The sequence below is a fragment of the Testudinibacter sp. P17/SS/0325 genome, from assembly GCF_053570765.1.
Window position 1 is genome coordinate 2,178,158 of record NZ_CM131635.1, and the last position, 22,314, is coordinate 2,200,471.

Below are 22,314 nucleotides of genomic sequence, written 5' to 3' on the forward strand. Positions count from 1 at the left end.
AATTTATGCAAACGGCAATTTTAGCAGGCGGCTGCTTTTGGTGTATCGAAGCGGTATACAGTCAGATTAAAGGAGTGCAAAGTGCGGTTTCGGGTTATATCGGCGGGCAGCTCGCCAATCCGACTTACGCACAGGTTTGTGACGGTGTCACAGGACATGCCGAGGCAGTCAAAATAACCTTTGATTCTGACATCATCAGCTATCAGACTTTGTTGGATATTTTCTTCTCAATCCACAACCCGACCGAACTCAACCGGCAAGGCAATGACATCGGCACGCAATATCGCAGTGAGATTTTTTATCTTGATGAACGGCAAAAACAGCTTGCAAAAAACAAGCTTAGCGAATTGCAACCGCACTTTGCCGCACCAATTGTGACGAAAATCAGCCCTGTCACAACGTTTTATTCGGCGGAAGATTATCATCAGGGCTATTTCAAACAAAATCCGAATACCGGTTATTGCAGCATGGTGGTTGCCCCGAAATATTTAAAAGCCAAAGTGAAATTTGCGAAGTGGTGGAAGTAACTTTTGATATATCACTCTCGCTATTTCGCCGATAGCAACTTTAAGATAACTATCAATACCGCAACACCTTAACATTGCTATAGCCCTGCTGTTGCAAATACAACGCTTGCAGTTTGCTCATCACGCCGCGTTCGCAATAAAGCAAGTAGGTTTTGGAAGAATCCAACTCGGCAAAAGCGGTAGAAAGTTTGTAAAACGGAATATGGCGTACGGTCTGCCCTGCGATTTGCAACGGCTTATCTTCCGCTTCCTCATTACTACGCACATCGATCACCACTTCGTTTTCCGCAATCAGTGAAACCGTTTCGATTTGCACTTCCTGCTCGGTTTGCTGCCCGATTTGGCGGATATCCAAATATTGCGCATTGCTGACCGCACTTTCGAGGATCGCAAAATCAAAATTGGCTTCTTCTTTTTCGATCTTGGATTTAATCGCTTTGACGGTCGGATTTTTGGAAATCACGCCGCAAAATTCCGGCATCGATTTGGCGATATCGTCGGTGCCGATCTGTTTTGCCAGTTCGATAATTTGTTCTTTGTCGTGGGTAATCAGCGGGCGCAACACCAACGCCTGCGCCGCTTCATCAATCAAACGCAGATTGGTTAAGGTTTGGCTGGAAACCTGCCCCAACGCTTCGCCGGTCACAATCGCCTGAATACCGAAACGCTCCGCCACTTGCGACGCGGCACGCACCATCATGCGTTTCAACACCACGCCCATCTGTCCGTTATCGACTTTTTCCAAAATTTCCGCCACCACCGGTTCGAAGTTGATCGCCACAAACCGCACTTTATGCGAGGCACTGTAACGTTGCCAAATGTGATACGCCATCTGTTTCACGCCGATTTCATGCGCCGCGCCGCCCAGATTGAAGAAACAATAATGCACGCGCGAACCACGGCGGATCAGCATATAACTGGACACGCCCGAATCAAAGCCGCCGGAAATCAGCGACAGCACGTCTTCCTGCGTGCCGATCGGATAGCCGCCAAGACCGGCATGGCGCTGTTTAATCAACATCATCCGGTCATCTTCAATATCGATCCGCACCGTCACGTCCGGTTTGCTCAGTTTGACTTTTGCCGATTCAATCTGTTGATTTAAACCGCCGCCGACATAACGTTCCACATCAAGCGAGCTGAAATCGTGCTTGCCTTTGCGGCGCACGCGCACGCAAAAAGTGCGGTTTTCCAAGTCAGCGCGCGTGGCTTGCAGAGTTTGTTCAAAAATATCGTGCAGCGAGTCGAACGGGGTGTCTTCCACTTCCAAAATATGGTGAATGCCGGGGGTGCGTTGCAGATAATCCAAAATCAGCTGGCGTTGGCGCTGATCTTTGCTGCGCACTTCAATGTAATCCCAATGGCGCACCACCGCCACGCTTTCATCGTGTTTGGCAAGAATATTACGGATATTGCCGGTCAGGATTTTAATAAAACGCTTACGCACCGAATCGCTTTTAATCATGATTTCGGGGAAAAGTTTAATAATAAATTTCATAACAACAACTTTAAATCAATCATCAAGAAAAAATTAGCGACATTGTACACGAAATTCATAAAAAAACACCGACAACAATTTGAATCTGAAGTACAATATGCCGTTTATACGTCAGCCGCAACGAGAGTTCAGCATGGAAAAAACCACTAACGCTAAAAAAACGGATTTTGAATCAACACTTTCGCAACTGGAAAGCATTGTCTCACGTTTGGAGTCGGGCGATTTGCCGCTGGAAGAGGCATTGAGCGAATTTGAAAAAGGTATCAAGCTGGCACAGCAAGGACAGCAGCGTTTGCAAAAAGCCGAACAGCGCGTACAGATTTTATTAGAAAAAAGTGCGGTTGCGCCTTTAGCCGACTATGATGAATAACTAGCCATGAACTACAGCTTTAATGATGATTTAGTCGAACTGCGCACGCGGATTAATGCATTTTTACAGCGGCAGTTGCAACCGTTTGACAGCGCACCGGCGCAATTGTCCGACGCCATGCGCTACGGCATTTTACTGGGCGGCAAACGCCTGCGCCCGTTTTTGGTGTATGCGGTCGGCAGAATGTTGCAAGCGGATTTTCACAGTTTGGATTATGCCGCAAGTGCGGTGGAAGCGATTCACAGTTATTCGCTGATCCACGATGACTTGCCGGCAATGGACGACGACACCTTGCGCCGCGGGCAGAAAACCTGTCATATCGAATTTGACGAAGCCACGGCGATTTTAGCCGGTGACGCGTTACAGGCGTTCGCCTTTGAGTGTCTCAGCGACGTGCCGGACATCAGCGCACAACAAAAAGTGGCGTTGGTGAAAACCCTGGCATTGGCTTCCGGCGCCCAAGGAATGTGTTTAGGGCAAAGTTTGGATTTGCTCGCCGAGCAAAGTGCGGTCAGCCTCGATTTTTTACAGCGCATTCACCGCAATAAAACCGGCGCGCTGATTATTGCGGCGGTCGAAATGGGCTTGCTCTGCTCGTCGCACTTTGATGATGTTGAATTGCGCCGACGCTTAGTGCGTTACGCGCAGGCGATTGGTTTGGCATTTCAGGTGCAGGACGATATTTTGGACATCACCGCCGACAGCGCCACCTTAGGCAAAAATGCCGGTTCGGATTTGGCATTGGATAAAAGCACTTATCCGAAATTACTCGGTTTGGACGGCGCACAACAAAAAGCGGCGCAACTGATCGCCTCCGCCAAAGCGGAATTACAGGATTTGGATTTTGATACCGAACCGTTAATGAAATTAGCGGATTATATTGTGCAACGACAAAATTAGTGGTTACACAGACAAATTTCTCTCCCTTCGCTCGCGGAGGGAGTAGCATTTTTCATTAGAAAAATGGGGAGGGTGGGGATTGAAATAATATCCGATAAAATTATGCCTCCGTCCTTCGGACACCTCCCTCCGCTTGCGGAGAGAGGGAAAATTAACAAATATCAGTAGTCATTTAAAATAGATCGTTCTTTTTTGATTACGTAATAATCGATGATAACCATGCAACATTACCCGATTTTATTTTCAATCCACACGCCGGACGATTTACGTCTGTTATCGCGTGAACAACTGCCGCAACTGTGTGATGAATTGCGCAGTTTTCTGTTGGAGTCCGTCAGCCGCACCAGCGGACACCTCGCTTCCGGTTTAGGCACGGTCGAACTGACCGTTGCCCTGCATTATGTTTATCACACTCCGTTCGATCAATTGATTTGGGATGTGGGTCATCAAGCCTATCCGCATAAAATCCTGACCGGTCGCCGTGAAAAAATGCACTCGATCCGCCAAAAAGGCGGCTTGCACCCGTTCCCGTGGCGTGCAGAAAGCGAATATGACGTGTTGTCGGTCGGGCACTCCTCTACCTCGATTAGTGCCGGTTTAGGTATTGCGATTGCCGCCGAAAAAGAGAACGCCAACCGTAAAACCGTATGCGTGATCGGCGACGGCGCCATCACTGCCGGAATGGCGTTTGAAGCAATGAACCACGCCGGTGCGGTGCACAGCGATATGTTGGTGATTTTGAACGATAACGAAATGTCGATTTCGGAAAATGTCGGTGCATTGAATAACCACTTGGCGCGCTTGTTATCCGGTTCGTTCTATTCGTCGATTCGCGAAGGCGGCAAAAAAATCTTAGAAAATCTGCCGCCGATTAAAGAATTCATGAAAAAAACCGAAGAACACGTGAAAGGTTTTGTTTCGGGCGGCACATTGTTTGAGGAGTTGGGCTTCAATTATATCGGTCCGATTGACGGGCATAATGTCGACGAATTAGTTTCAACCCTGAAAAATATGCGTAATCTGAAAGGTCCGCAGTTCTTGCACGTGATGACCAAAAAAGGCAAAGGCTACGCTCCGGCTGAAAAAGATCCGATTGGGTTTCACGGCGTCCCGAAATTTGATCCGACACTGGGCACATTACCCAAATCCAAAGCGGATATTCCGAACTATTCGAAAATTTTCGGCGACTGGCTGTGTGAAATGGCTACACGCGATCAAAAATTGCTTGGGATCACGCCGGCAATGCGTGAAGGTTCGGGCATGGTCGAATTTTCCAACCGTTTCCCCGAGCAATATTTTGATGTCGCGATCGCCGAACAGCACGCGGTGACTTTTGCCGCAGGACTTGCCATCGGCGGGTACAAACCAGTAGTCGCGATCTACTCGACCTTCCTGCAACGCGCCTACGATCAACTGATTCATGACGTGGCAATTCCGAATCTGCCGGTATTGTTTGCGATTGATCGCGCCGGTGTGGTCGGCGCAGACGGACAAACCCATCAAGGAGCATTCGACATCAGCTTTTTACGCTGTATCCCGAATATGGTGATCATGACTCCAAGCGATGAAAACGAGTGCCGCCAACTGCTCTACACCGGCTATCGCCTTAACGCCCCTGCGGCAGTGCGCTATCCGCGCGGTTCCGGTGTCGGTTGTGAATTGCTGCCATTGGCGGAAATTCCGCTCGGGCAATCGAAGTTAATCCGTCAAGGGCAAAACGTAGCGATTCTGAACTTCGGTACATTATTGCCAAGTGCGGTCGCGGCGGCGGAAGCGTTAAATGCCACCGTGGTAGATATGCGCTTTGTCAAACCGCTCGACACTGCCCGGATCGACCAACTGGCGGCACAACATCAACTGTTAGTGAGCGTGGAGGACAACGCCGTTCAAGGCGGCGCAGGCAGCGCAGTGGCAGAATATTTAAATCAGCTTGCCATTCGCAATAAAACCGCAACACCGCGTTTGCTGCAACTCGGCTTCCCGGATTATTTCCTCCCGCAAGGCGAACAAGCGGAAATCTTGGCGGATTTGAAATTAGATACGGCAGGCATTCAACAACAAATCGAAACCGCACTTTGATTCATTTAGCGCCCCTACATTGTTGACAACGGTGACTGATTTAGGCAGCGTAGGGGCGGATTCTCTATCCGCCCGCTTACGAAATTCGGCATAACTATTTAATCTAAAAAGGAAAATACAAAGTGCGGTTCGGACGGTTAGAGAATCCGCTCTTACTTTTGAAGTAAATAATTCAACCCGTTGATTTAACATCAAAAAATAAAAAAGCTGACAAATTTTTTATTTTTAGTTGAACTTTTTGGCAAGGATCCAGTCTTAGTTAATGCTAGTGCACTGCAACCGCAGTTGTCTTTTTACATTTTACTTATTGTAAGACCTCCCCCGATATTTCACTGTTGAATATCGGGTTTTCTTTTATTTACACCGCACTTTTAGTTGATAACCAATTGATAAGCGTTATACCACAGCAATAAACCAAAACCGATAAACACCACGCCCGAGATATTATCAATATAACGGCTGTAATTGAGGTAAAACGATTTGACTTTACGGTGTGAAAAAATACGCGAAACCAAGTAAAAATAAACAAAACTTTCGATTAAAATCATCAACGCCACAATACCCGCTTGCCCGTAGCCGTTGATACTGCCGATCACCAACGAAAAAATACCGCCGAAATAGATCATCGCTTTCGGATTGGAGAGATTAACCAAAAAACCTTGACGAAAATTGATCCAATCATCATGGCTTTTGACGGCTGCCGCGTTGGCGGTAATCTGCTCTAATTTGATATTTTCCTGCGTGCGCAACATCAAACTGCCTAAATAGCCGAGATAGCCCCCACCAAGCAGTAACATCACGATTTCAATCGGCGGATAGAGTTTAAACAGGATGGAGAGTCCAAGCAGGCTCGCCAGCAACCAAATACATAACGCCGCGACAATCCCCAGAATCCCCAAAACCGCACTTCGCTGATTTTCTGCAACCGCTTTACGGATCACAAAGAAAAAATCCGGTCCTGGGCTGGCAAGGGCGAACAAATGGATAAAAAATAATTTCGTCAATAAGGCAAACATTAGAAATAGATCCGAACAACACAGAAAAGGGATAACACGGAAAATATGGTATAAATAGCAGCGAGTAGATCATCCAGCATAATGCCAAAACCGTTCTCGACATTATGATCAAAATATTTGATCGGATACGGTTTGAGGATGTCAAACAAGCGGAACAGAACAAAAGCGACGGCGTACCAAAGCCAGCTTGTTTCAGGAATAAACGCCAATACCAGCCAAATTGCCACGATTTCATCCCACACTATCGCGCCATGATCATGCACGCCCATATCATCCGCGGTTTTGCCGCACAGATAAATACCGAAGATAAACCCCAAAACGGCAGGAAACAATAAATAGTATGACGGCATAAACTGGAGTGCCAATACCCCAAGCAACCAGCCTGCCAAGGTTCCCCAAGTGCCGGGAGCCGGGGAAATTAAACCGGAGCCGAAACCCAGGGCAAGGAAATGGATCGGATTCGACATGTTGACTTTGGTTAATGCCAATTGCTTTTCGTTCATCTCAGTTATTCCTATTCGCCCTCACGAAAATGGTCAAATCCCGAATATTGCGGCAACTCGACCTTTTCGCCATTCCGTTTCAAGCGAATTCGGTTATTCATCCTTTTGCTGCGAATTTGCCCGATACAGGTGTACTCAACACCGATATGGGTTAACGCACGCTCCAGTTTACTACCATTTTTATCGGCGACGGTAAAGCAAAGTTCATAATCCTCCCCGCCGGTGAGCGCCAAGATTTCCGCCTGCCGCTGTCCGACCGCTTCGCATAATTGCGATGAAAGCGGTAATTTTTCCAAGGCTAAACTGGCGCCGACATCGCTACGCGCTAAGATATGCGACAAATCCGCCAATAAACCGTCGGAAATATCAATCGCCGCACTGGCATATGGCGCAATAGTCTGTCCTAATAGAACGCGCGGGGTCGGGCGTAAATGGCGCCGAATCAAGTAATCCTCCGCCGAAGTGCGGTTTTGTACCGCACTTTTTGCCTGCAATAGTTGCAAACCGGCGGCACTGTCGCCAAGCGAACCCGTGACATAAATCCAATCGCCTTTTTCCGCCCCGTGGCGACACAACGCTTTATCGCGTGGCAATAAACCGTGCGCAGTAATCGTGATAGACAAAGGGCCTTTGGTGGTATCCCCGCCAATCAGATCAATATTATAATGATCCAATACTTCGAAAAAGCTATTGCTGAATGCCTTCAACCACGCATGATCGATTTTCGGCAAGGTCAACGCGAGGCTGACCCACGCCGGTTCCGCGCCCATCGCGGCAAGATCACTCAAGTTGACCGCAAGGGATTTATAGGCTAAATCCGCCGGAGAAATAGTCGGGAAAAAATGAATGCCTTCGACCAAGGTATCGGTGGTGATGGCCAGACGCTGATTGGCCTTAATCTCGGTGATGGCACAATCATCGCCGATTGCCAAAGCAACGTCTTTGCGCGGTGGGCGGCTCGAGGCATTAAAATATTGACGGATAATATCGAATTCACTATTTTGCTGCTGTTCCATGCTACCTCCGACCGCACTTCAGGTTGTTGGATGTTGATTATTTACGTTTTAATGCCGGTGCCAATTTATCCAACACCCCGTTGATATATTTATGGCTCTCTTCCGCACCAAATACTTTCGCCACTTCAATCGCTTCGTTGATCACCACTTTATACGGCACATCCGCTTGGTATTTCAACTCGTACGCCGCCATTAATAACACGGCTTTTTCAATCGGATCCAACTCTTCGGTGCCGCGGTCCAAGTGCGGTGCCAACATTTGCTCCAGCTCTTCGCTATATTCAGCGCTACCCTGTAACAATTTGCGGAAATACGGCATATCAACACCTTTCATCTCTTGATCGGTGACAAACCCCAATTCCACCTCGGCAATATCATTTTTTGAAACCGCCCAAGAATACAACGCCTGAACCGCACACTCTCTGGCGCGGCGGCGTGGAGATACTTTACTCATCACGATATCCTTATGCTTGATCGATTGCAGTCAGTAAGTTGATCATTTCCAACGCAACTAACGCCGCTTCCGCCCCTTTATTGCCCGCTTTTGTGCCGGCACGTTCAATCGCTTGTTCGATGTTTTCGGTGGTCAATACGCCGAATGCCACCGGAATATCCGCTTGCATTGCGACTTGTCCCAAGCCGCTGCTGGCTTCGCCGGCAACGTATTCGAAATGCGCGGTGCCGCCGCGAATCACCGTGCCCAACGCGACAATCGCATCAAATTTTTTGCCGGCGGCCAAACGGCGCGCCACCAACGGCAATTCATAGGCGCCGGGCACATAAACCAAAGTGATGTTATCTTCTTTTACTTGTCCGATCCGTTTTAACGCGTCCACTGCGCCGTCGCGTAAACTTTCATTGATAAAACTGTTAAAACGGGCAATCACCACGGCGATTTTGGCATTTGGCGCTGCCAGCGCGCCTTCTAAAATGTTCATAAGCTACCTATACTTTGTTTGCAAATTCGAGGGCGGATTCTATCATATTATTTTGCTTTGTTCAGTAGCAAATCTTACTCTGCTCTTGAATATTTATACCTTGCTTTTATTTCCGCGATAAAGTGCGGTTTTTTGGTCAAATCGGCTAATTTCCCTTTTCAATCCGTAAACCAATTGTGGTATTCTTAGCGCTGATTTTTTAGGGGGCTGTTTCTCTTCTGCCATTGATAAGTAAGATTGGTAAGCAAGATAGACAAGCCCTTTAATGTTCTATTGTAACCGTAACGCTGTAAGGTCGGAGGAAAACAAAGCTGGTGGAAAACATCGCTAAAACCAAACCGGTGATTGAGCTGAAATCAATCCGCAAAGAATATGATGGCAAAACCATTATTAACGATTTTAACTTATCCATTAATCATGGCGAATTTATCACCATATTAGGGCCGTCGGGTTGTGGCAAAACCACGATTCTGCGCCTGATCGCCGGTTTCGAGGAATTAAACGGCGGACAAATTATTCTGGACGGACAAGACATCAGTCAAGTGCCTGCGGAACAACGTCCGGTGAATACCGTATTCCAAAGTTATGCCCTGTTCCCGCACTTGACGATTTTTGAAAACGTCGCTTTCGGCTTGAAAATGCAGAACGTGCCAAGTAGCGAAATTAAGCCGCGGGTGTTGGAAGCCTTGCGTATGGTGCAGTTGGAGGAATTTGCCGAGCGTAAACCGGCGCAACTCTCAGGCGGGCAACAACAGCGGGTGGCGATTGCCAGAGCGGTGGTAAACAAGCCGAAAGTCTTACTGCTCGACGAATCCCTCTCGGCACTGGATTACAATCTGCGCAAACAAATGCAGAACGAATTGAAAGCGTTGCAACGTAAATTGGGCATTACTTTTATTTTTGTGACCCACGATCAGGAAGAAGCCTTGAGCATGTCCGATCGGATTATTGTGCTGCGTTCCGGCAAATTGCAGCAAGACGGCACGCCGCGCGAAATTTACGAAGAACCGAATAATCTGTTTGTGGCGCAATTTATCGGCGAGATCAATATTTTTGACGCCAGCGTGATTGAACGCTTAGACGAAAAACGGGTGAAAGCCAATGTGGAAGGGCGGATTTGCGATATTTTCGCTACGCAAAACGTCAGCGCCGGCAGCCGGTTAAAAGTGTTGCTGCGCCCGGAAGACTTGCGTTTGGAAGAAGTCAACGAAACCCAAGCGGTCAACGGCATTGTCGGTTATGTGCGCGAACGCAACTACAAAGGCATGACGCTGGAATCAACCATTGAGTTGGAAAGCGGCAAAATGGTGCTCATCAGCGAATTCTTTAACGAAGACGATCCGGACGTGGATCACTCGCTAAATCAAAAAGTGGCGATTACTTGGGTTGAAAGTTGGGAAGTGGTGTTGGAAGATGAAGATAACAACGCGTAATTTTCAGAATATCACCGTTGCCATTATTTTCGGTTGGTTGATTTTCTTTGTTCTTGTGCCGAATGTGTTGGTGTTGGGAACCAGTTTCCTGACCCGTGATACCAGTAATCTGATCGATTTCACCTTCTCGTTAGACAGCTACAAACGGCTGTTTGATCCACTGTATGCGCAGGTGATGTGGAATTCGCTGTATATGTCGGGCTTGGCAACGATTATCTGTTTGCTGATCGGCTATCCGTTTGCGTTTATGATTGCCAAACTGCCGAGCAAATATCGCCCGATTCTGCTGTTTATGGTGATTTTACCATTCTGGACCAACTCGCTGATTCGGATCTACGGCATGAAAATTTTCTTAGGCGTGCGCGGCGTGTTGAACAATGCCCTGATGTCACTGGGCATTATCGACAGCCCGATTCGGATTATCAACACCGAAATGGCGGTGATTATCGGTTTGGTTTATATCCTGTTGCCGTTTATGATTCTGCCGCTCTACTCTGCGATTGAAAAACTGGACGGACGTTTACTCGAAGCCGCCAAGGATCTGGGAGCCGGCACAGTACAGCGTTTTGTGTGGATTATTCTGCCGCTCACTATGCCGGGCATTATCGCCGGCTGCTTGCTGGTATTGTTGCCGGCAATGGGCATGTTCTATGTAGCCGATCTGCTCGGCGGCGCGAAAGTGCTATTAGTCGGTAACGTGATTAAAAGTGAGTTTTTGGTGTCGCGCAACTGGCCGTTCGGTGCCGCGATCAGTATCGGCTTGACCATTCTGATGGCGTTGTTGTTGTATGTCTATTACCGTGCAGGTAAGTTGTTGAATAAAAAGCCGGAGTTGGAATAATGGGTCGTTTACTACGCAGTGGTTTTATGTTTGTGGTATATGCCTATTTGTATATACCGATTATTATTCTGGTGGTCAATTCGTTCAATGCCGACCGCTATGGTTTAACGTGGAAAGGCTTCAGCTGGAACTGGTACGAGCGTCTGTTCAATAACGATACCCTGATCCAAGCCGCCGTACATTCGGTAACGATTGCCTTTTTTGCCGCAACCTTCGCTACCGTCATCGGCGGTTTGACCGCGATTGCACTCTATCGCTACGCATTTAAAGGCAAAAAGTTTGTCGGCGGGATGTTGTTTATCGTAATGATGTCACCGGATATCGTAATGGCGGTTTCGTTATTGGCATTGTTTATGCTGTTCAGCATTAAGTTGGGCTTTGCTTCGCTATTGCTGGCACATATCACTTTCTGTCTGCCATATGTGGTGGTGACGATTCTGTCCCGCTTAAAAGGCTTTGATGTCAAAATGTTGGAAGCGGCGAAAGATCTGGGCGCGGGCGAACTGACGATTCTCGGTAAAATTATTCTGCCGTTGGCGTTGCCTGCGATTGTCTCCGGTTGGCTATTGAGCTTCACCATTTCCCTGGATGATGTGGTGGTCTCTTCGTTTGTCACCGGGGTCAGCTATGAAATTCTGCCGTTGAAAATCTTCTCGATGGTGAAAACCGGGGTTACGCCGGAAGTGAATGCGCTGGCAACGATAATGATTTTGTTATCGCTATTACTCGTCAGTCTGAGTCTGTTTATCGGGCGTAAAAAATAAATCATGATCTAAATTGATTCAAATAACACAATAAATTGATTAATCTCACAAAAAAGATCTTCTTAGGAAGATCTTTTGTTTATTCTGGAATATAGTAATAAACATTCACATGGCTTGTTATTTATGGAGAATTACTTATGCCAAACCACTATCATTCCAATTTACATATTTCTGAAAAAGTGCGGTCTGCTTGCGCCAAACTACCGAACCAAGAATTAGCAAAAACACTTTTCACTATTTTAACCGAACAACGTTTTGTCGGGCGCTTACCGCACTTCACCGTGCAACATCTCTGCCATAAATTTGAATTAAGCCAACGCGATCTCTCCCTCGCCCTCTTGCCGATTGCCTCCGCCTATTCGTTAGCACCGATCTCACGCTTTTATGTCGGCGCCATTGCGATTGGCGCCAGCGGCAATTTTTATTTCGGTGCCAATATGGAATTTGTCGATACCGGCATGCAACAAACCGTCCATGCGGAGCAAAGCGCAATTGCCCACGCTTGGATGCAAGGGGAAAACGGGATTAATGAGATTTCGGTCAACTATGCGCCGTGCGGGCACTGTCGCCAATTTATGAATGAGTTGGACGGGGCTGATAAGCTCGTGATCAATTTACCGCAAAGCAGTAACAATCCATTGCATAGTTATCTTCCAAACCACTTCGGGCCGCAAGATTTAAATGTCACGGAGTTGCTGCTGGCACCGCGCCACCATGGCTTAAGCTTATTGAATACCGACGATTTACTGATTGATACCGCACTTGAAGCGATTAACATCAGCCATGCGCCGTACAGCCAAGCCTATGCCGGCGCCGCACTGGAGACCGAAGATCATTTCTATTTTATCGGCAGCTATGCGGAAAACGCCGCGTTTAATCCGAGTTTACCGGCATTACAAGTGGCAATTAATAACCTGATTCTCAACGGCTTTGAATTACAAAATATCAAAAGAGCGGTATTAATCGAGAAAAAAGCCGACATCAGCCAAAAAGTGATGGCGAAACAATTATTGGCGACCTTGTGTAAACTGCCGTTGCAATATATTTCCATCGAGTAATCGATCTTCCTATAAGAACCTTATAGTAGATAAACAGATTTATTTTTGCTTAATAACTCGAAAATCTATTTATTTTGCAATTATAATCATTTATCTACTATTTCAAACAAAATCAAAAACGCGGCATCGCCGCCCCACTCTTTCGGGGCTTGGTGTAGGGCGCGGACTTTGGGGTGTTGCACCAGCCAGCGTGGGATTTGCTGTTTCAGAGCAAATGTGCCGTAACCGGTCATAATGCTGGCACAATGGATATTCTCTTTTTCGCAGGCGTGCAACAGCGCAGCAAGTTCGGTTTTGGCTTGCTCGCGGGTTAAACCGTGCAGATCGAGAAACAGTTCCGGCTCAAAATCACCGCGGCGCAGTTGTTTTAACAAATGCGAATTTTCCCCGCTGCGCAGATACCGCACTTGCTGATCGTCTTGCAACAGCGGCTCGTACTGATCGGAAAAATAGAACAGATTGTCCTGCTGCCGCACCAATTCTTTATACTGCCGTTTGTGTTTGGATTTCAGCCGAGGCGCAACGTAGGTATCCTGTCTTAAGCGCTTCGCCCCTTTAATTTGCTCGTGAAAAAGAGCGATGTCTTCTTGTTCCAATGCCATTATGCCATTATCCCCTTATGTTCTATGCGGTTATGCCTTTCTGAATCCACTGAAACGACACAGTAAACACTTACTCAAATCGTAATCGTTGTTATTCTGCGTGATTTGGCATTTTATTGCAAACCTAGGTTCTTTATTATTGAAGACAGTGAGACACAGTCCAACACCTCATGACGAGATTAATAAAATATGATATAAATAGCCTTCGATTTTGTTTTAACAAGGCAGCCCGATTTATGCTCGAAAATATGACATATAATGCCGATTTGGTGGAAGAGATTTCGCTTTCGGCTAATCAAGATGATCTCAAAACCATTCAAGATTTTTTGCGTTGGAGTTATAGCTGTTTCAATGCCTCGGATATTTTTTACGGACACGGGCAGGACAATGCTTGGGATGAAGCCGTTCAATTGGTATTGGCGACATTGCATTTGCCGCACGATCTGCCCGCCGAACTGTATACTTCAAACCTGACGCACTATGAAAAACAAAAATTATTCGGCATGATTGTTCAGCGGATTGAAACGCGCAAACCGGTAGCCTATTTGACTCACAACGCGTGGTTCTGCGGCTTGGAGTTTTATGTCGATGAACGCGTGATTGTACCGCGTTCGCCGATTGGGGAGCTGATTCAAAATGGTTTCACCGGCTTGCTGAAAGAAGAACCGCAACGGATTTTGGATATGTGCACCGGCAGCGGTTGCATTGCGATTGCCTGCTCAGTGAAATTCCCGCATGCGGAAATTGACGCGGTCGATCTGTCGCTCGAGGCGCTACAAGTGACTGAAATCAATATTGAACGCCACAATGCACTGCACCATGTTTTCCCGATTCAGTCGGATCTGTTCAGCGCCTTGCCGCAGGATCAATATAATTTAATCGTCACCAATCCGCCGTATGTCGATGCGGAAGATTTGGATGAAATGCCGGCGGAGTTTTACCATGAGCCGATGTTGGCACTTGAGGCAGGCGACGACGGCTTGATTCTGGCAAAACGGATTTTGGCAAATGCCGCCGACTATTTAACCGATAACGGTGTATTGGTGTGTGAAGTCGGCAATAGTATGGTGCATTTGATCGAACAATTCCCGACGGTACCGTTTAACTGGATTCAGTTTGAACGCGGCGGCGACGGCGTTTTCTCTCTCACTAAAACGCAGTTGTTAGCCAATCAAGAACTGTTTGCCCAATATAAATAATCTAATTTTGTTACACCGAGTGCTTTTTTGTCGTAGGACGTTTTATGCCCGTAAATTTTACAAAAATCTTTCAAGATAGCTTGAATTTTCTGATTAACCAGAAACCCTTATTGATTACGGTGATGGCGCTGTTTGTTATCAACAACCTCGCCACCCAACTGATCTTAAGTTCTCTGCAGCCGCCGATCGCCGTATTGAACGACGCGGAATACCGTATCAACGGCACCAGTTTAATGCTGACGATTGCAGCGCATATCATCAGCTTATTGCTGGTCTTATGGCTGTTAAACCTGATTATTCAAATCAGCAAGGGACAGGCTGCTAATTTCGCTACCGCACTTAACCTTTCGCTTGGCAAAATCATTCCTTTTGTGGTTTTGAATATCATCAGCGTACTGCCGATCAGTCTGGGTATCACCAGCTTTTCCGCCCCGAATGTCGGTATTATTGCTTTATTGTCATTCTGTGTCGGCGGCTACTTATTCCTGCGTCTTTTTCTGGCGCAATTTGCCTATATTATTGAAAACGGTACGATTGGCGAAGCCTTGAAATTAGTCTGGCTGAACAGCGGTAAACGGGTGTTTCCGTTGTTTTTATTAGTGTTGGCAACCTATATTTTACCTTTATTGGTATCGCTACAATTAGCTAATTTAGGCAATTCGCTGTTTGTGATATTTTTGAGTTCTATTATTACAGCGGCAATCAGCATTTTCACGGTGGTATTTACCTACCGTTTTTACCAATTGTTTATCGATAAAAATATCTTACGGAAGTTTCAATGAAACAAATACTTGAATTTATCCCTTTAATCCTGTTTTTTGCCGCCTATAAAATTTACGGCATTCAAGCCGGTGCGATTACCCTGATTGCGGCGACGATCGCCCAAATGCTGATTTTAAAATTTAAATTCGGCGGGATTGAAAAACAGCAAAAAATCATGGCGGCGGCGGTGGTCTTTTTTGGCTTATTAACGGTGTATTTTAACGACTTAGAATTTCTGAAATGGAAAGTAACGATGGTATACGCCCTGTTTGCCATTATCTTGCTGGTCAGCCAATATGGCTTTAAAAAACCTCTGGTAAAAAGCCTGCTCGGTAAAGAAATCCAACTGCCGCAGTTTGTATGGAATAATTTAAATCTGGGCTGGGCGTTATTTTTTATTCTGTGTATGTTGGCGAATTTGTATATCAGCCATTATATGTCGGACGACGCTTGGGCAACCTTTAAAGTCTTTGGTGTGATCGGTATGACGTTAGTCGCCACCGTGATCACCGGGGTCTATCTCTATCGTTATTTGCCGAAAGAGAACGAACAAACGAACAATAAATAATTGGAAGAAATCATGGAACACGAATTTGTTGAAACCGCACTTGGTGCCAATCCGGGGCGCATTTCTAAAGGGCGCTTATTGCTGCGCACACTCGCTATGCCGTCTGACACTAACGCCAACGGGGATATTTTCGGCGGCTGGATTATGTCGCAAATGGATATTGGCGGCGCCATCATGGCAAAAGAAATCGCACAAGGCAAAGTGGTGACGGTGTCAGTCGATAAGATCAACTTTATCCGCCCGGTTTCGGTCGGGGATGTGATTTGTTGCTACGGACGCTGTGTCAAAGTCGGCAACAGCTCAATTAAAATCGAAGTGGAAGTGTGGGTGAAAAAAGTCTCCACCGAGCCGTTTAATGAACGCTACTGTGTCACCGACGCGGTCTTTACCTTCGTTGCGATTGATCAAAACGGGCGTCCGAAAGCGATTCCGAAAGTCAATAATCCGGAATTGGAAAAAGCGATTTTAGAACTACAAGAATATCAAGCCAATCAAACAAAATAAGGGGAAACCGATGTACTACGTTATTTTCGCACAAGATAAACCTGACACGTTACAACAACGTTTAGCCGTTCGTGAACAACATTTGCAACGTTTGCATGCCTTACAAGCGGAAAACCGCCTGCTGACAGCCGGTCCGAATCCGGCGATCGATGATGAAAACCCGGGCGAGGCCGGTTTTACCGGTTCAACCGTGATCGCCCAGTTTGACAGCCTTGAGCAAGCCAAACAATGGGCAAGCGAAGATCCGTACATTGCCGCCGGTGTCTATGGCGATGTGGTGGTAAAACCATTTAAACGCGTATTTTAGCTGGCAAAGAGGTTGGGATTCCAACCTCTTTTTTATGCTAAGGCTTGAATTTCAGTAAGCGGTTGGCGTTGCTGACCACGGTAATCGAAGAGAGCGCCATCGCCGCCCCGGCAAAAACCGGATTGAGCAAGACCCCAAAGAAGGGATATAACACCCCGGCGGCAACTGGAATTCCCAAGCTGTTATAGATGAATGCGCCGAGCAAGTTCTGTTTGATGTTGCGTATGCTTGCCTGTGACAACGACAATACATCAGACACGGCGTCAATACTGTGGCGCATTAAGGTCAAATCCGCCGTTTCAATCGCCACATCGCTGCCGCTGGCAATCGCAATACTGACATCTGCCAACGCCAAGGCGGGCGCGTCATTAATGCCGTCACCGACCATTGCCACGTTATAGCCCTGTTGCTGCAGCTTGCGGATAACGTCCACTTTTCCTTGCGGCAATACACCGGCAACCACTTGATCGATCCCCAGTTGTTTCGCCACCGCTTCTGCGGTTTGCTGCTGATCACCGGTCAACATCACGGTGCGGTAACCGGCTTGTTGCAACTGTTTGACCGCACTTGGGCTTTCGGCACGGATTTGATCTTTCACCACCATAAAACCGACAAATTCGCCATTTTTCGCCAAGTACAGCACGGTGCCGCCGGCTCGACTTTCACGGCTTGCTTTTTCCGTCATTGCTGTCGGAATGACAATGTTTTGCAAGTTCATTAATGTCAAATTACCGAGATAAAGCTGTTGCCCATGAATTTTTCCACTGACCCCCATGCCTTTTAAGGTCATAAACGCCTCAACGTCGTTTAACTGTACATTTTGTATCAATTCAGCGTCTAGCAAAGCCTTCGTTAGCGGGTGGTTGGCGTATTTTTCCAAACTGGCTGCCCACCGCAATAAATCCGTCTCATTCTGTCCGGTCGCCGGATAAAGTGCGGTCAGCTTCGGTTTACCTTCGGTCAGCGTGCCGGTTTTATCAAAAACCACAATATTAACGTTCGCCGCTTTCTGCAAGGCATCGGCGTCCCGTACCAAAATCCCCAATTCCGCCGCACGGGAAACCGAGGCAATCACCGACATCGGCGTTGCCAAGCCTAATGCACAGGGGCAGGCGATAATTAATACCGTGGTCAATACCACCAACGAATGCGCCAGTTTTGGCTCCGGTCCGATAACATACCACACTAATGCCGCCACAATCGCAATTGCCACCACTACCGGCACAAATACCGAAGCGACTTTATCCGCTAATTTGGCAATTTGCGGCTTACTGCTCTGCGCCTGACGCACTAATTTGATGATATTTGCCAATACGGTTTGTTCCCCGACTTGGGTTGCCTCAAAACGTAAACTGCCGTTATCGACAATAGTGCCCGCTTTGACTTGATCGCCCGCCGTTTTATTCACCGCCAACGGTTCGCCGGTCAACATCGATTCATCCAGCCAGGCTTCACCGCTCACCACCACGCCATCAACCGCCACACGATCACCGGTTTTCAGGCGGATTAACATCCCGCTTTTCACTTGCTGCAACGGCAATTCCGTTTCACCTTGTTCCGTTATCACAGTGACGCTAGGCGGTGTCAAATCCAGCAATTTCTCCAATGCATGCGAAGAGCGTTGTTTGGCTTTGGTTTCCAGCATTTTGCCTAAACTAACCAAACCGATAATCATCAAGCTGGCTTCAAAATAGAGATGGCGCGCATTGTCAGGAAAAAAGCCCGGAAACAGCGCGATTGCCATCGAAAATAACCAAGCAACACCGGTTCCCAAGGCGACCAAGGTGTCCATGGTGGCATTGCCGTGTTTGAGATTACGCCACGCACTGATAAAAAAATGCCGTCCGCTGAATGCCATGATTGCCGCACTCAATAGCCCGACCAAGATCCAACCGAATTGAGTACTTGGCGTCACAGCCATGCCGTTGAAAAATCCCCAAAACATCAAGCCAAAGCCAAAGAGCAAAGCGACAATCGCCTGCCATTTGCGTTGTTTGATTTCATCTTCGGTATGTTGCTGTTGCTTTTCCCGTCGCAATTGCTGATCTTCAACCACCTCCGCACCATAACCGATATTTTCGACTGCTCGAATTAAATCACCGCGGTTAACATCGCCATAAACCAAGGCGCTGTTATCGGCTAAATTCACGCTGACTTTAGCTTTCGGATCAACGGCTTCCAAGGCTTTTTCAACTTTTAACACGCAACTGGCACAGGTCATGCCGCTTAACAACAGCTGGGTGACCGTTTGATTCTGATCTTGCTCGCCTACTACCCCTTGATCAGAATCCGGTTTTTCCGCTGTATCTTTCGGTTCGCTGGGCAGTAGTTCAATTTTTGGGTCGCGCGCTTCCTCTGCCGATTCAGAAACAAGCGCGGCATGATAACCAGCCTCTTCCACCACTTGAATCAAGGCTTGCGGATCGCTGTCGGCATAAACCGACAATTCATTCAGACTTAGGCTGTAAATGAGCTCCGGATCACATTCGCCCAGTGCTTTATCCAACGATTTGACACAATGCTGACACGACAAGCCGCTCAGTGCCAAAGTGAAGTGCGGTTGCGGATTGGCACTCGCCTGATAACCTGCAGCCGCAACCGCTTGAATCAAGGTTTCGCTCTCCGCCGAGCCGCTCACCTCTGCGTAATGCAAGTTGACTTTAACCGTATCAACCCCACTGACTTGACTTAAATTCTGTTTCACATGGCGCACACAGTTTTGGCACGACAGCTGTTGCAGCCCCAAGATAATCTTTGACATGAATCTTCTCCTATCTGTTTATCTCTTGCTATTTGAATCGAATGAATCTTGGCGTTAGAATAAACCTTCCCCTAACGATAAGGTCAAGCTGTTTTTTATGAATATCAAGCAAATCGCACAAATTACCGGATTAACTGCCAAAACGATCCGTTTTTATGAAAGTAAAAACATCATCAGTCCGCCTGAACGCGGAATAAACGGCTATCGCCAATATGATATTCGCCACATCGACGAATTGACCTTTCTGCGCCGTTCGCGCAGTATCGGATTCTCTTTGCCGGAATCCAAAGAATTATTGGAACTTTATCTAAATCCAAGTCGCCACAGTAGTGAGATCAAGCAGCGCACCTTGGATAAAATCGCACATATCGAACAACAAATTTTACAGCTGCAAGCAATGAAAACCCAACTGGAATCCCTCGCCGCCGAGTGTCCCGGGGACGAACAAAGCCAATGCCCGATTATTGATTCGTTAAGTGGAAAAAACGATTGTGCCGGATAGAACAAACCGCACTTTGTCGATCTGATCACAGATTAAAGTGCGGTTTGAGGTAAGCGAAATGCGTTATTTGACAATTTTCAGGTGTGAAGTAGAGCGCTTTGTTTTGGCTTTATCTTCGCGCGTTGTTTTTAGTGGTTTATCCACCGCCTCGCTAAAGCCGGACGGTTGTTCAACTAAATCCCCTAAGCTTTGCTCCAGCTCCCGTTCATAGATCAATTCGGGTTCAAACATCACGCCGTCGCCATTCTCGCGTGCATAAATCGCCACCACGGCGCCGAGCGGCACGCTAATATCACGCGGCAAACCTTGAAAACGCGCGTTAAACAGAATTTTGTCATTGCCTAATTGTAAATTACCACAGGCATTGGGGGAAATATTGAGCACGATTTGCCCGTCTTTCACAAAATCATCCGGCACAATGGTATTTGGATAATAGGCATCTACCACCAAATAAGGCGTCAAGTCGTTATCCAACAACCAATCGTAATAAGCGCGGAGTAAATAAGGACGCTTTGCACCAAACATGGATTTTGTCATCTCAAACCTACTTTTCCGCGATGATTTTCTGCGGACTGCTTTGCAACGATACTTCAAAACACGGACGCTCAAAGACCGTATCCATATAGTTTTTAATTGCTTTGCTGCCGGCACCGGTAAATTTCAAATCATAGCTTTGCAAACGATAGAGAATCGGTGCGATATAGCAATCCACCAAGCTGAACGCTTCGCTTAAGAAATACGGCTTCTGGGCGAAAATCGGACCAAACGCTAAAATTTCATCTTTCAAATTATTCAACATTTGCAATTTTTCCGCTTCCGGCAAACGCTCTGCCTGCTCGATCACTGAAAACCAGTCTTGTTCAATGCGGTGCATTAATAAACGGGATTTAGCGCGATCGACCGGGTAAACCGGCATTAACGGCGGGTGCGGAAAGCGCTCATCCAGATACTCTAAAATAATACGCGGTTTGAACAACACCAAATCGCGATCCACCAGGGTCGGCAACTCCCCGTTAGTGCCTAATTCTAAAAAGTCCTCATTAATCGTGCCGGACAGGATCAATTCCTGCTCATGCGGGACTTCTTTTTCTGCCAAAACCATTCTGACTTGCTGCGAACCCAAACTGGTTTCATCATAAAAAAGAGTAATAATTGAACGTTTGTTAGCTGCTATCATGCCTTTCTCCGCACTTGTTCTTATCTATTGCGCTGTTTTCTTTACATTATCGTGACAAAATCGCGTCTTTGCAGGACCCGATTCAAAATAAGGCGAGTATTATAGCATAAAGCATTACCATTTTTCTAAAAAAACCGCACTTTGATTGGTATCGCCTTGTTTTAGAAAATAAAAAAAACCTCTATCCGAAAGATAGAGGTTGATTTTATATGATCAACAATGAATTATTTCGTTTCCGGCTTAGTTTGATCTAATAATTTATTCATGCTTTCTTTTGCTTCGTCAGCTTTCTCGGCGACAGTTGCTTGCGCTTCAGTCGCTGTCGCAGTCACGCTTTCTTTCGCTTCCGCGGCTTTCTCTACCACAGTCGCTTTAGCGTCGCTTACTGTTGCCGCAACACTTTCTTGTGCTGAAGCCGCTTTTTCCGCAACCGCTTCTTTTGCGTCAGTTGCAACGGCTGCCGCACTTTCTTGTGCCGCTTGAGCCTGTTCTTTCGCCGAATCTACCGCTTGTGCCGCTGTTTGCTGTGCGCTTTGCTGTGCATTTTCAACTGCGGAAGCGGCTTCCGCTTGGGTTTTCTCAACTGCGTTCATCGCGTCCGCAGTGGCTTGATTAACGGATTCTTTAGCTCCGTCCATTGCGCCTTTTGCACTTTCAACCGTGTTATCAATGGATTTTTTCGCATCTTCTACAACGTTGTTGACAGATTCTTTCACTTCTTCAACTTTTGCCGCAGCCGCTTCTTTAACATCCGTTGCAGCGCCTGCCACCGAATCTTTCACATCCGTCGCTTTTTCCGCAACCACTTCTTTCGCTTCAGTTGCTTTTTCAACGACAGCCTCTTTTGCTTGAGTTGCGGTATCAACAACATCTTGCTTCGCTTCCGCTACGGTATTTTTAACATCTTGCACTTGTTTGTCGTCACATGCAGTCACAGCCAATACGCTAGCACCCAATAAAACGGTAGTTAACAATTTTTTCATTTTCAA

General features: G+C 46.9%; 25 protein-coding genes. 14 read left to right on the forward strand and 11 right to left on the reverse strand.

Going from position 1 to position 22,314, the window contains the following annotated elements:
• Positions 1 to 5: 5 nt before the first annotated feature.
• On the forward strand, positions 6 to 527 hold the full coding sequence (msrA, locus tag ACWA50_RS10405; protein ID WP_431052268.1) for a peptide-methionine (S)-S-oxide reductase MsrA: 522 nt from the start codon (positions 6 to 8) through the stop codon (positions 525 to 527).
• A 52-nt stretch (positions 528 to 579) separates the two neighbouring features.
• Here the strand turns inward: msrA and thiI are convergent, their stop codons facing one another.
• Complete coding sequence (gene thiI, locus ACWA50_RS10410; RefSeq protein WP_431052270.1) at positions 580 to 2,025, reverse strand: tRNA uracil 4-sulfurtransferase ThiI; 1,446 nt, start codon at positions 2,023 to 2,025, stop codon at positions 580 to 582.
• A 133-nt stretch (positions 2,026 to 2,158) separates the two neighbouring features.
• Here thiI and xseB point away from each other — a divergent pair, with 133 nt between their 5' ends.
• The 3 genes from xseB to dxs all read left to right on the forward strand — a co-directional run bounded on the left by xseB (position 2,159) and on the right by dxs (position 5,374).
• A complete protein-coding gene (gene xseB, locus ACWA50_RS10415; RefSeq protein WP_431052272.1) occupies positions 2,159 to 2,395 on the forward strand; it encodes an exodeoxyribonuclease VII small subunit in 237 nt (78 codons plus the stop codon).
• Positions 2,396 to 2,401: 6 nt separating this feature from the next.
• Entirely contained in the window at positions 2,402 to 3,295 is an 894-nt protein-coding gene (ispA, locus tag ACWA50_RS10420) for a (2E,6E)-farnesyl diphosphate synthase (RefSeq protein ID WP_431052274.1), read from the forward strand.
• A 219-nt stretch (positions 3,296 to 3,514) separates the two neighbouring features.
• A complete protein-coding gene (gene dxs, locus ACWA50_RS10425; protein ID WP_431052276.1) occupies positions 3,515 to 5,374 on the forward strand; it encodes a 1-deoxy-D-xylulose-5-phosphate synthase in 1,860 nt (619 codons plus the stop codon).
• A gap of 371 nt (positions 5,375 to 5,745) precedes the next feature.
• On the opposite strand, the gene ACWA50_RS10430 is transcribed toward dxs, so the two are convergent.
• The 5 genes from ACWA50_RS10430 to ribH are packed head-to-tail and all read right to left on the reverse strand — an operon-like array spanning position 5,746 to position 8,847.
• Positions 5,746 to 6,378, reverse strand: coding sequence for a LysE family transporter (locus ACWA50_RS10430; protein ID WP_431052278.1), 633 nt, complete (start codon positions 6,376 to 6,378; stop codon positions 5,746 to 5,748).
• 11 nt (positions 6,379 to 6,389) lie between these two features.
• The gene (locus ACWA50_RS10435) at positions 6,390 to 6,893 is read right to left on the reverse strand and encodes a phosphatidylglycerophosphatase A family protein (RefSeq protein WP_431052280.1); all 504 of its coding nucleotides are present in this window, start codon (positions 6,891 to 6,893) and stop codon (positions 6,390 to 6,392) included.
• Between the two features lie 11 nt (positions 6,894 to 6,904).
• Positions 6,905 to 7,909, reverse strand: coding sequence for a thiamine-phosphate kinase (gene thiL, locus ACWA50_RS10440; RefSeq protein WP_431052282.1), 1,005 nt, complete (start codon positions 7,907 to 7,909; stop codon positions 6,905 to 6,907).
• A 37-nt stretch (positions 7,910 to 7,946) separates the two neighbouring features.
• A complete protein-coding gene (gene nusB / locus ACWA50_RS10445) occupies positions 7,947 to 8,363 on the reverse strand; it encodes a transcription antitermination factor NusB (protein WP_431052284.1) in 417 nt (138 codons plus the stop codon).
• Positions 8,364 to 8,373: 10 nt separating this feature from the next.
• Entirely contained in the window at positions 8,374 to 8,847 is a 474-nt protein-coding gene (gene ribH, locus ACWA50_RS10450) for a 6,7-dimethyl-8-ribityllumazine synthase (protein ID WP_431052286.1), read from the reverse strand.
• Between the two features lie 314 nt (positions 8,848 to 9,161).
• On the opposite strand from ribH, the gene potA reads away from it, so the two are divergent.
• The 4 genes from potA to cdd all read left to right on the forward strand — a co-directional run bounded on the left by potA (position 9,162) and on the right by cdd (position 12,943).
• Positions 9,162 to 10,280 carry a spermidine/putrescine ABC transporter ATP-binding protein PotA gene (gene potA, locus ACWA50_RS10455; RefSeq protein ID WP_431052288.1) on the forward strand — a complete coding sequence of 373 codons (1,119 nt, stop codon included), beginning with the start codon at positions 9,162 to 9,164 and terminating at the stop codon, positions 10,278 to 10,280.
• Positions 10,261 to 11,121, forward strand: a complete 861-nt coding sequence (gene potB, locus ACWA50_RS10460; protein ID WP_431052290.1) for a spermidine/putrescine ABC transporter permease PotB — start codon at positions 10,261 to 10,263, stop codon at positions 11,119 to 11,121. Before potA ends, potB begins: the two co-directional genes overlap by 20 nt.
• Complete coding sequence (gene potC, locus ACWA50_RS10465; RefSeq protein WP_431052292.1) at positions 11,121 to 11,885, forward strand: spermidine/putrescine ABC transporter permease PotC; 765 nt, start codon at positions 11,121 to 11,123, stop codon at positions 11,883 to 11,885. The genes potB and potC overlap by 1 nt, the downstream gene beginning before the upstream one ends.
• Positions 11,886 to 12,022: 137 nt before the next feature.
• Positions 12,023 to 12,943, forward strand: coding sequence for a cytidine deaminase (gene cdd, locus ACWA50_RS10470; RefSeq protein WP_431052294.1), 921 nt, complete (start codon positions 12,023 to 12,025; stop codon positions 12,941 to 12,943).
• Between the two features lie 86 nt (positions 12,944 to 13,029).
• On the opposite strand, the gene smrB is transcribed toward cdd, so the two are convergent.
• Positions 13,030 to 13,545 carry an endonuclease SmrB gene (gene smrB, locus ACWA50_RS10475; protein ID WP_431052296.1) on the reverse strand — a complete coding sequence of 172 codons (516 nt, stop codon included), beginning with the start codon at positions 13,543 to 13,545 and terminating at the stop codon, positions 13,030 to 13,032.
• A 236-nt stretch (positions 13,546 to 13,781) separates the two neighbouring features.
• Between smrB and prmB the strand changes: the two genes are divergently transcribed.
• Genes prmB through ACWA50_RS10500 form a run of 5 tightly spaced genes read left to right on the forward strand, consistent with a single transcriptional unit; the run spans position 13,782 to position 16,885 of the window.
• A complete protein-coding gene (gene prmB / locus ACWA50_RS10480; RefSeq protein WP_431052298.1) occupies positions 13,782 to 14,744 on the forward strand; it encodes a 50S ribosomal protein L3 N(5)-glutamine methyltransferase in 963 nt (320 codons plus the stop codon).
• A 44-nt stretch (positions 14,745 to 14,788) separates the two neighbouring features.
• Positions 14,789 to 15,526, forward strand: a complete 738-nt coding sequence (locus ACWA50_RS10485; protein ID WP_431052300.1) for a hypothetical protein — start codon at positions 14,789 to 14,791, stop codon at positions 15,524 to 15,526.
• On the forward strand, positions 15,523 to 16,074 hold the full coding sequence (locus tag ACWA50_RS10490; protein ID WP_431052302.1) for a septation protein A: 552 nt from the start codon (positions 15,523 to 15,525) through the stop codon (positions 16,072 to 16,074). Before ACWA50_RS10485 ends, ACWA50_RS10490 begins: the two co-directional genes overlap by 4 nt.
• Before the next feature lie 12 nt (positions 16,075 to 16,086).
• The gene (gene yciA / locus ACWA50_RS10495) at positions 16,087 to 16,578 is read left to right on the forward strand and encodes an acyl-CoA thioester hydrolase YciA (RefSeq protein ID WP_431052304.1); all 492 of its coding nucleotides are present in this window, start codon (positions 16,087 to 16,089) and stop codon (positions 16,576 to 16,578) included.
• Between the two features lie 10 nt (positions 16,579 to 16,588).
• Complete coding sequence (locus tag ACWA50_RS10500) at positions 16,589 to 16,885, forward strand: YciI family protein (protein WP_431052306.1); 297 nt, start codon at positions 16,589 to 16,591, stop codon at positions 16,883 to 16,885.
• 37 nt (positions 16,886 to 16,922) lie between these two features.
• Here ACWA50_RS10500 and ACWA50_RS10505 read toward each other — a convergent pair whose 3' ends face one another.
• Positions 16,923 to 19,646: a cation transporter gene (locus tag ACWA50_RS10505; RefSeq protein ID WP_431052308.1), complete on the reverse strand. Its 2,724-nt coding sequence runs from the start codon at positions 19,644 to 19,646 to the stop codon at positions 16,923 to 16,925.
• Positions 19,647 to 19,743: 97 nt separating this feature from the next.
• On the opposite strand from ACWA50_RS10505, the gene cueR reads away from it, so the two are divergent.
• Entirely contained in the window at positions 19,744 to 20,148 is a 405-nt protein-coding gene (gene cueR, locus ACWA50_RS10510; RefSeq protein ID WP_431052310.1) for a Cu(I)-responsive transcriptional regulator, read from the forward strand.
• A gap of 63 nt (positions 20,149 to 20,211) precedes the next feature.
• Here cueR and ACWA50_RS10515 read toward each other — a convergent pair whose 3' ends face one another.
• The 3 genes from ACWA50_RS10515 to ACWA50_RS10525 form a co-directional block, all read right to left on the reverse strand.
• Positions 20,212 to 20,685, reverse strand: a complete 474-nt coding sequence (locus ACWA50_RS10515) for a ClpXP protease specificity-enhancing factor (RefSeq protein WP_431052312.1) — start codon at positions 20,683 to 20,685, stop codon at positions 20,212 to 20,214.
• Between the two features lie 7 nt (positions 20,686 to 20,692).
• Entirely contained in the window at positions 20,693 to 21,325 is a 633-nt protein-coding gene (locus ACWA50_RS10520) for a glutathione binding-like protein (RefSeq protein ID WP_431052314.1), read from the reverse strand.
• Positions 21,326 to 21,549: 224 nt separating this feature from the next.
• On the reverse strand, positions 21,550 to 22,308 hold the full coding sequence (locus ACWA50_RS10525) for a hypothetical protein (protein WP_431052316.1): 759 nt from the start codon (positions 22,306 to 22,308) through the stop codon (positions 21,550 to 21,552).
• Positions 22,309 to 22,314: the final 6 nt, after the last annotated feature.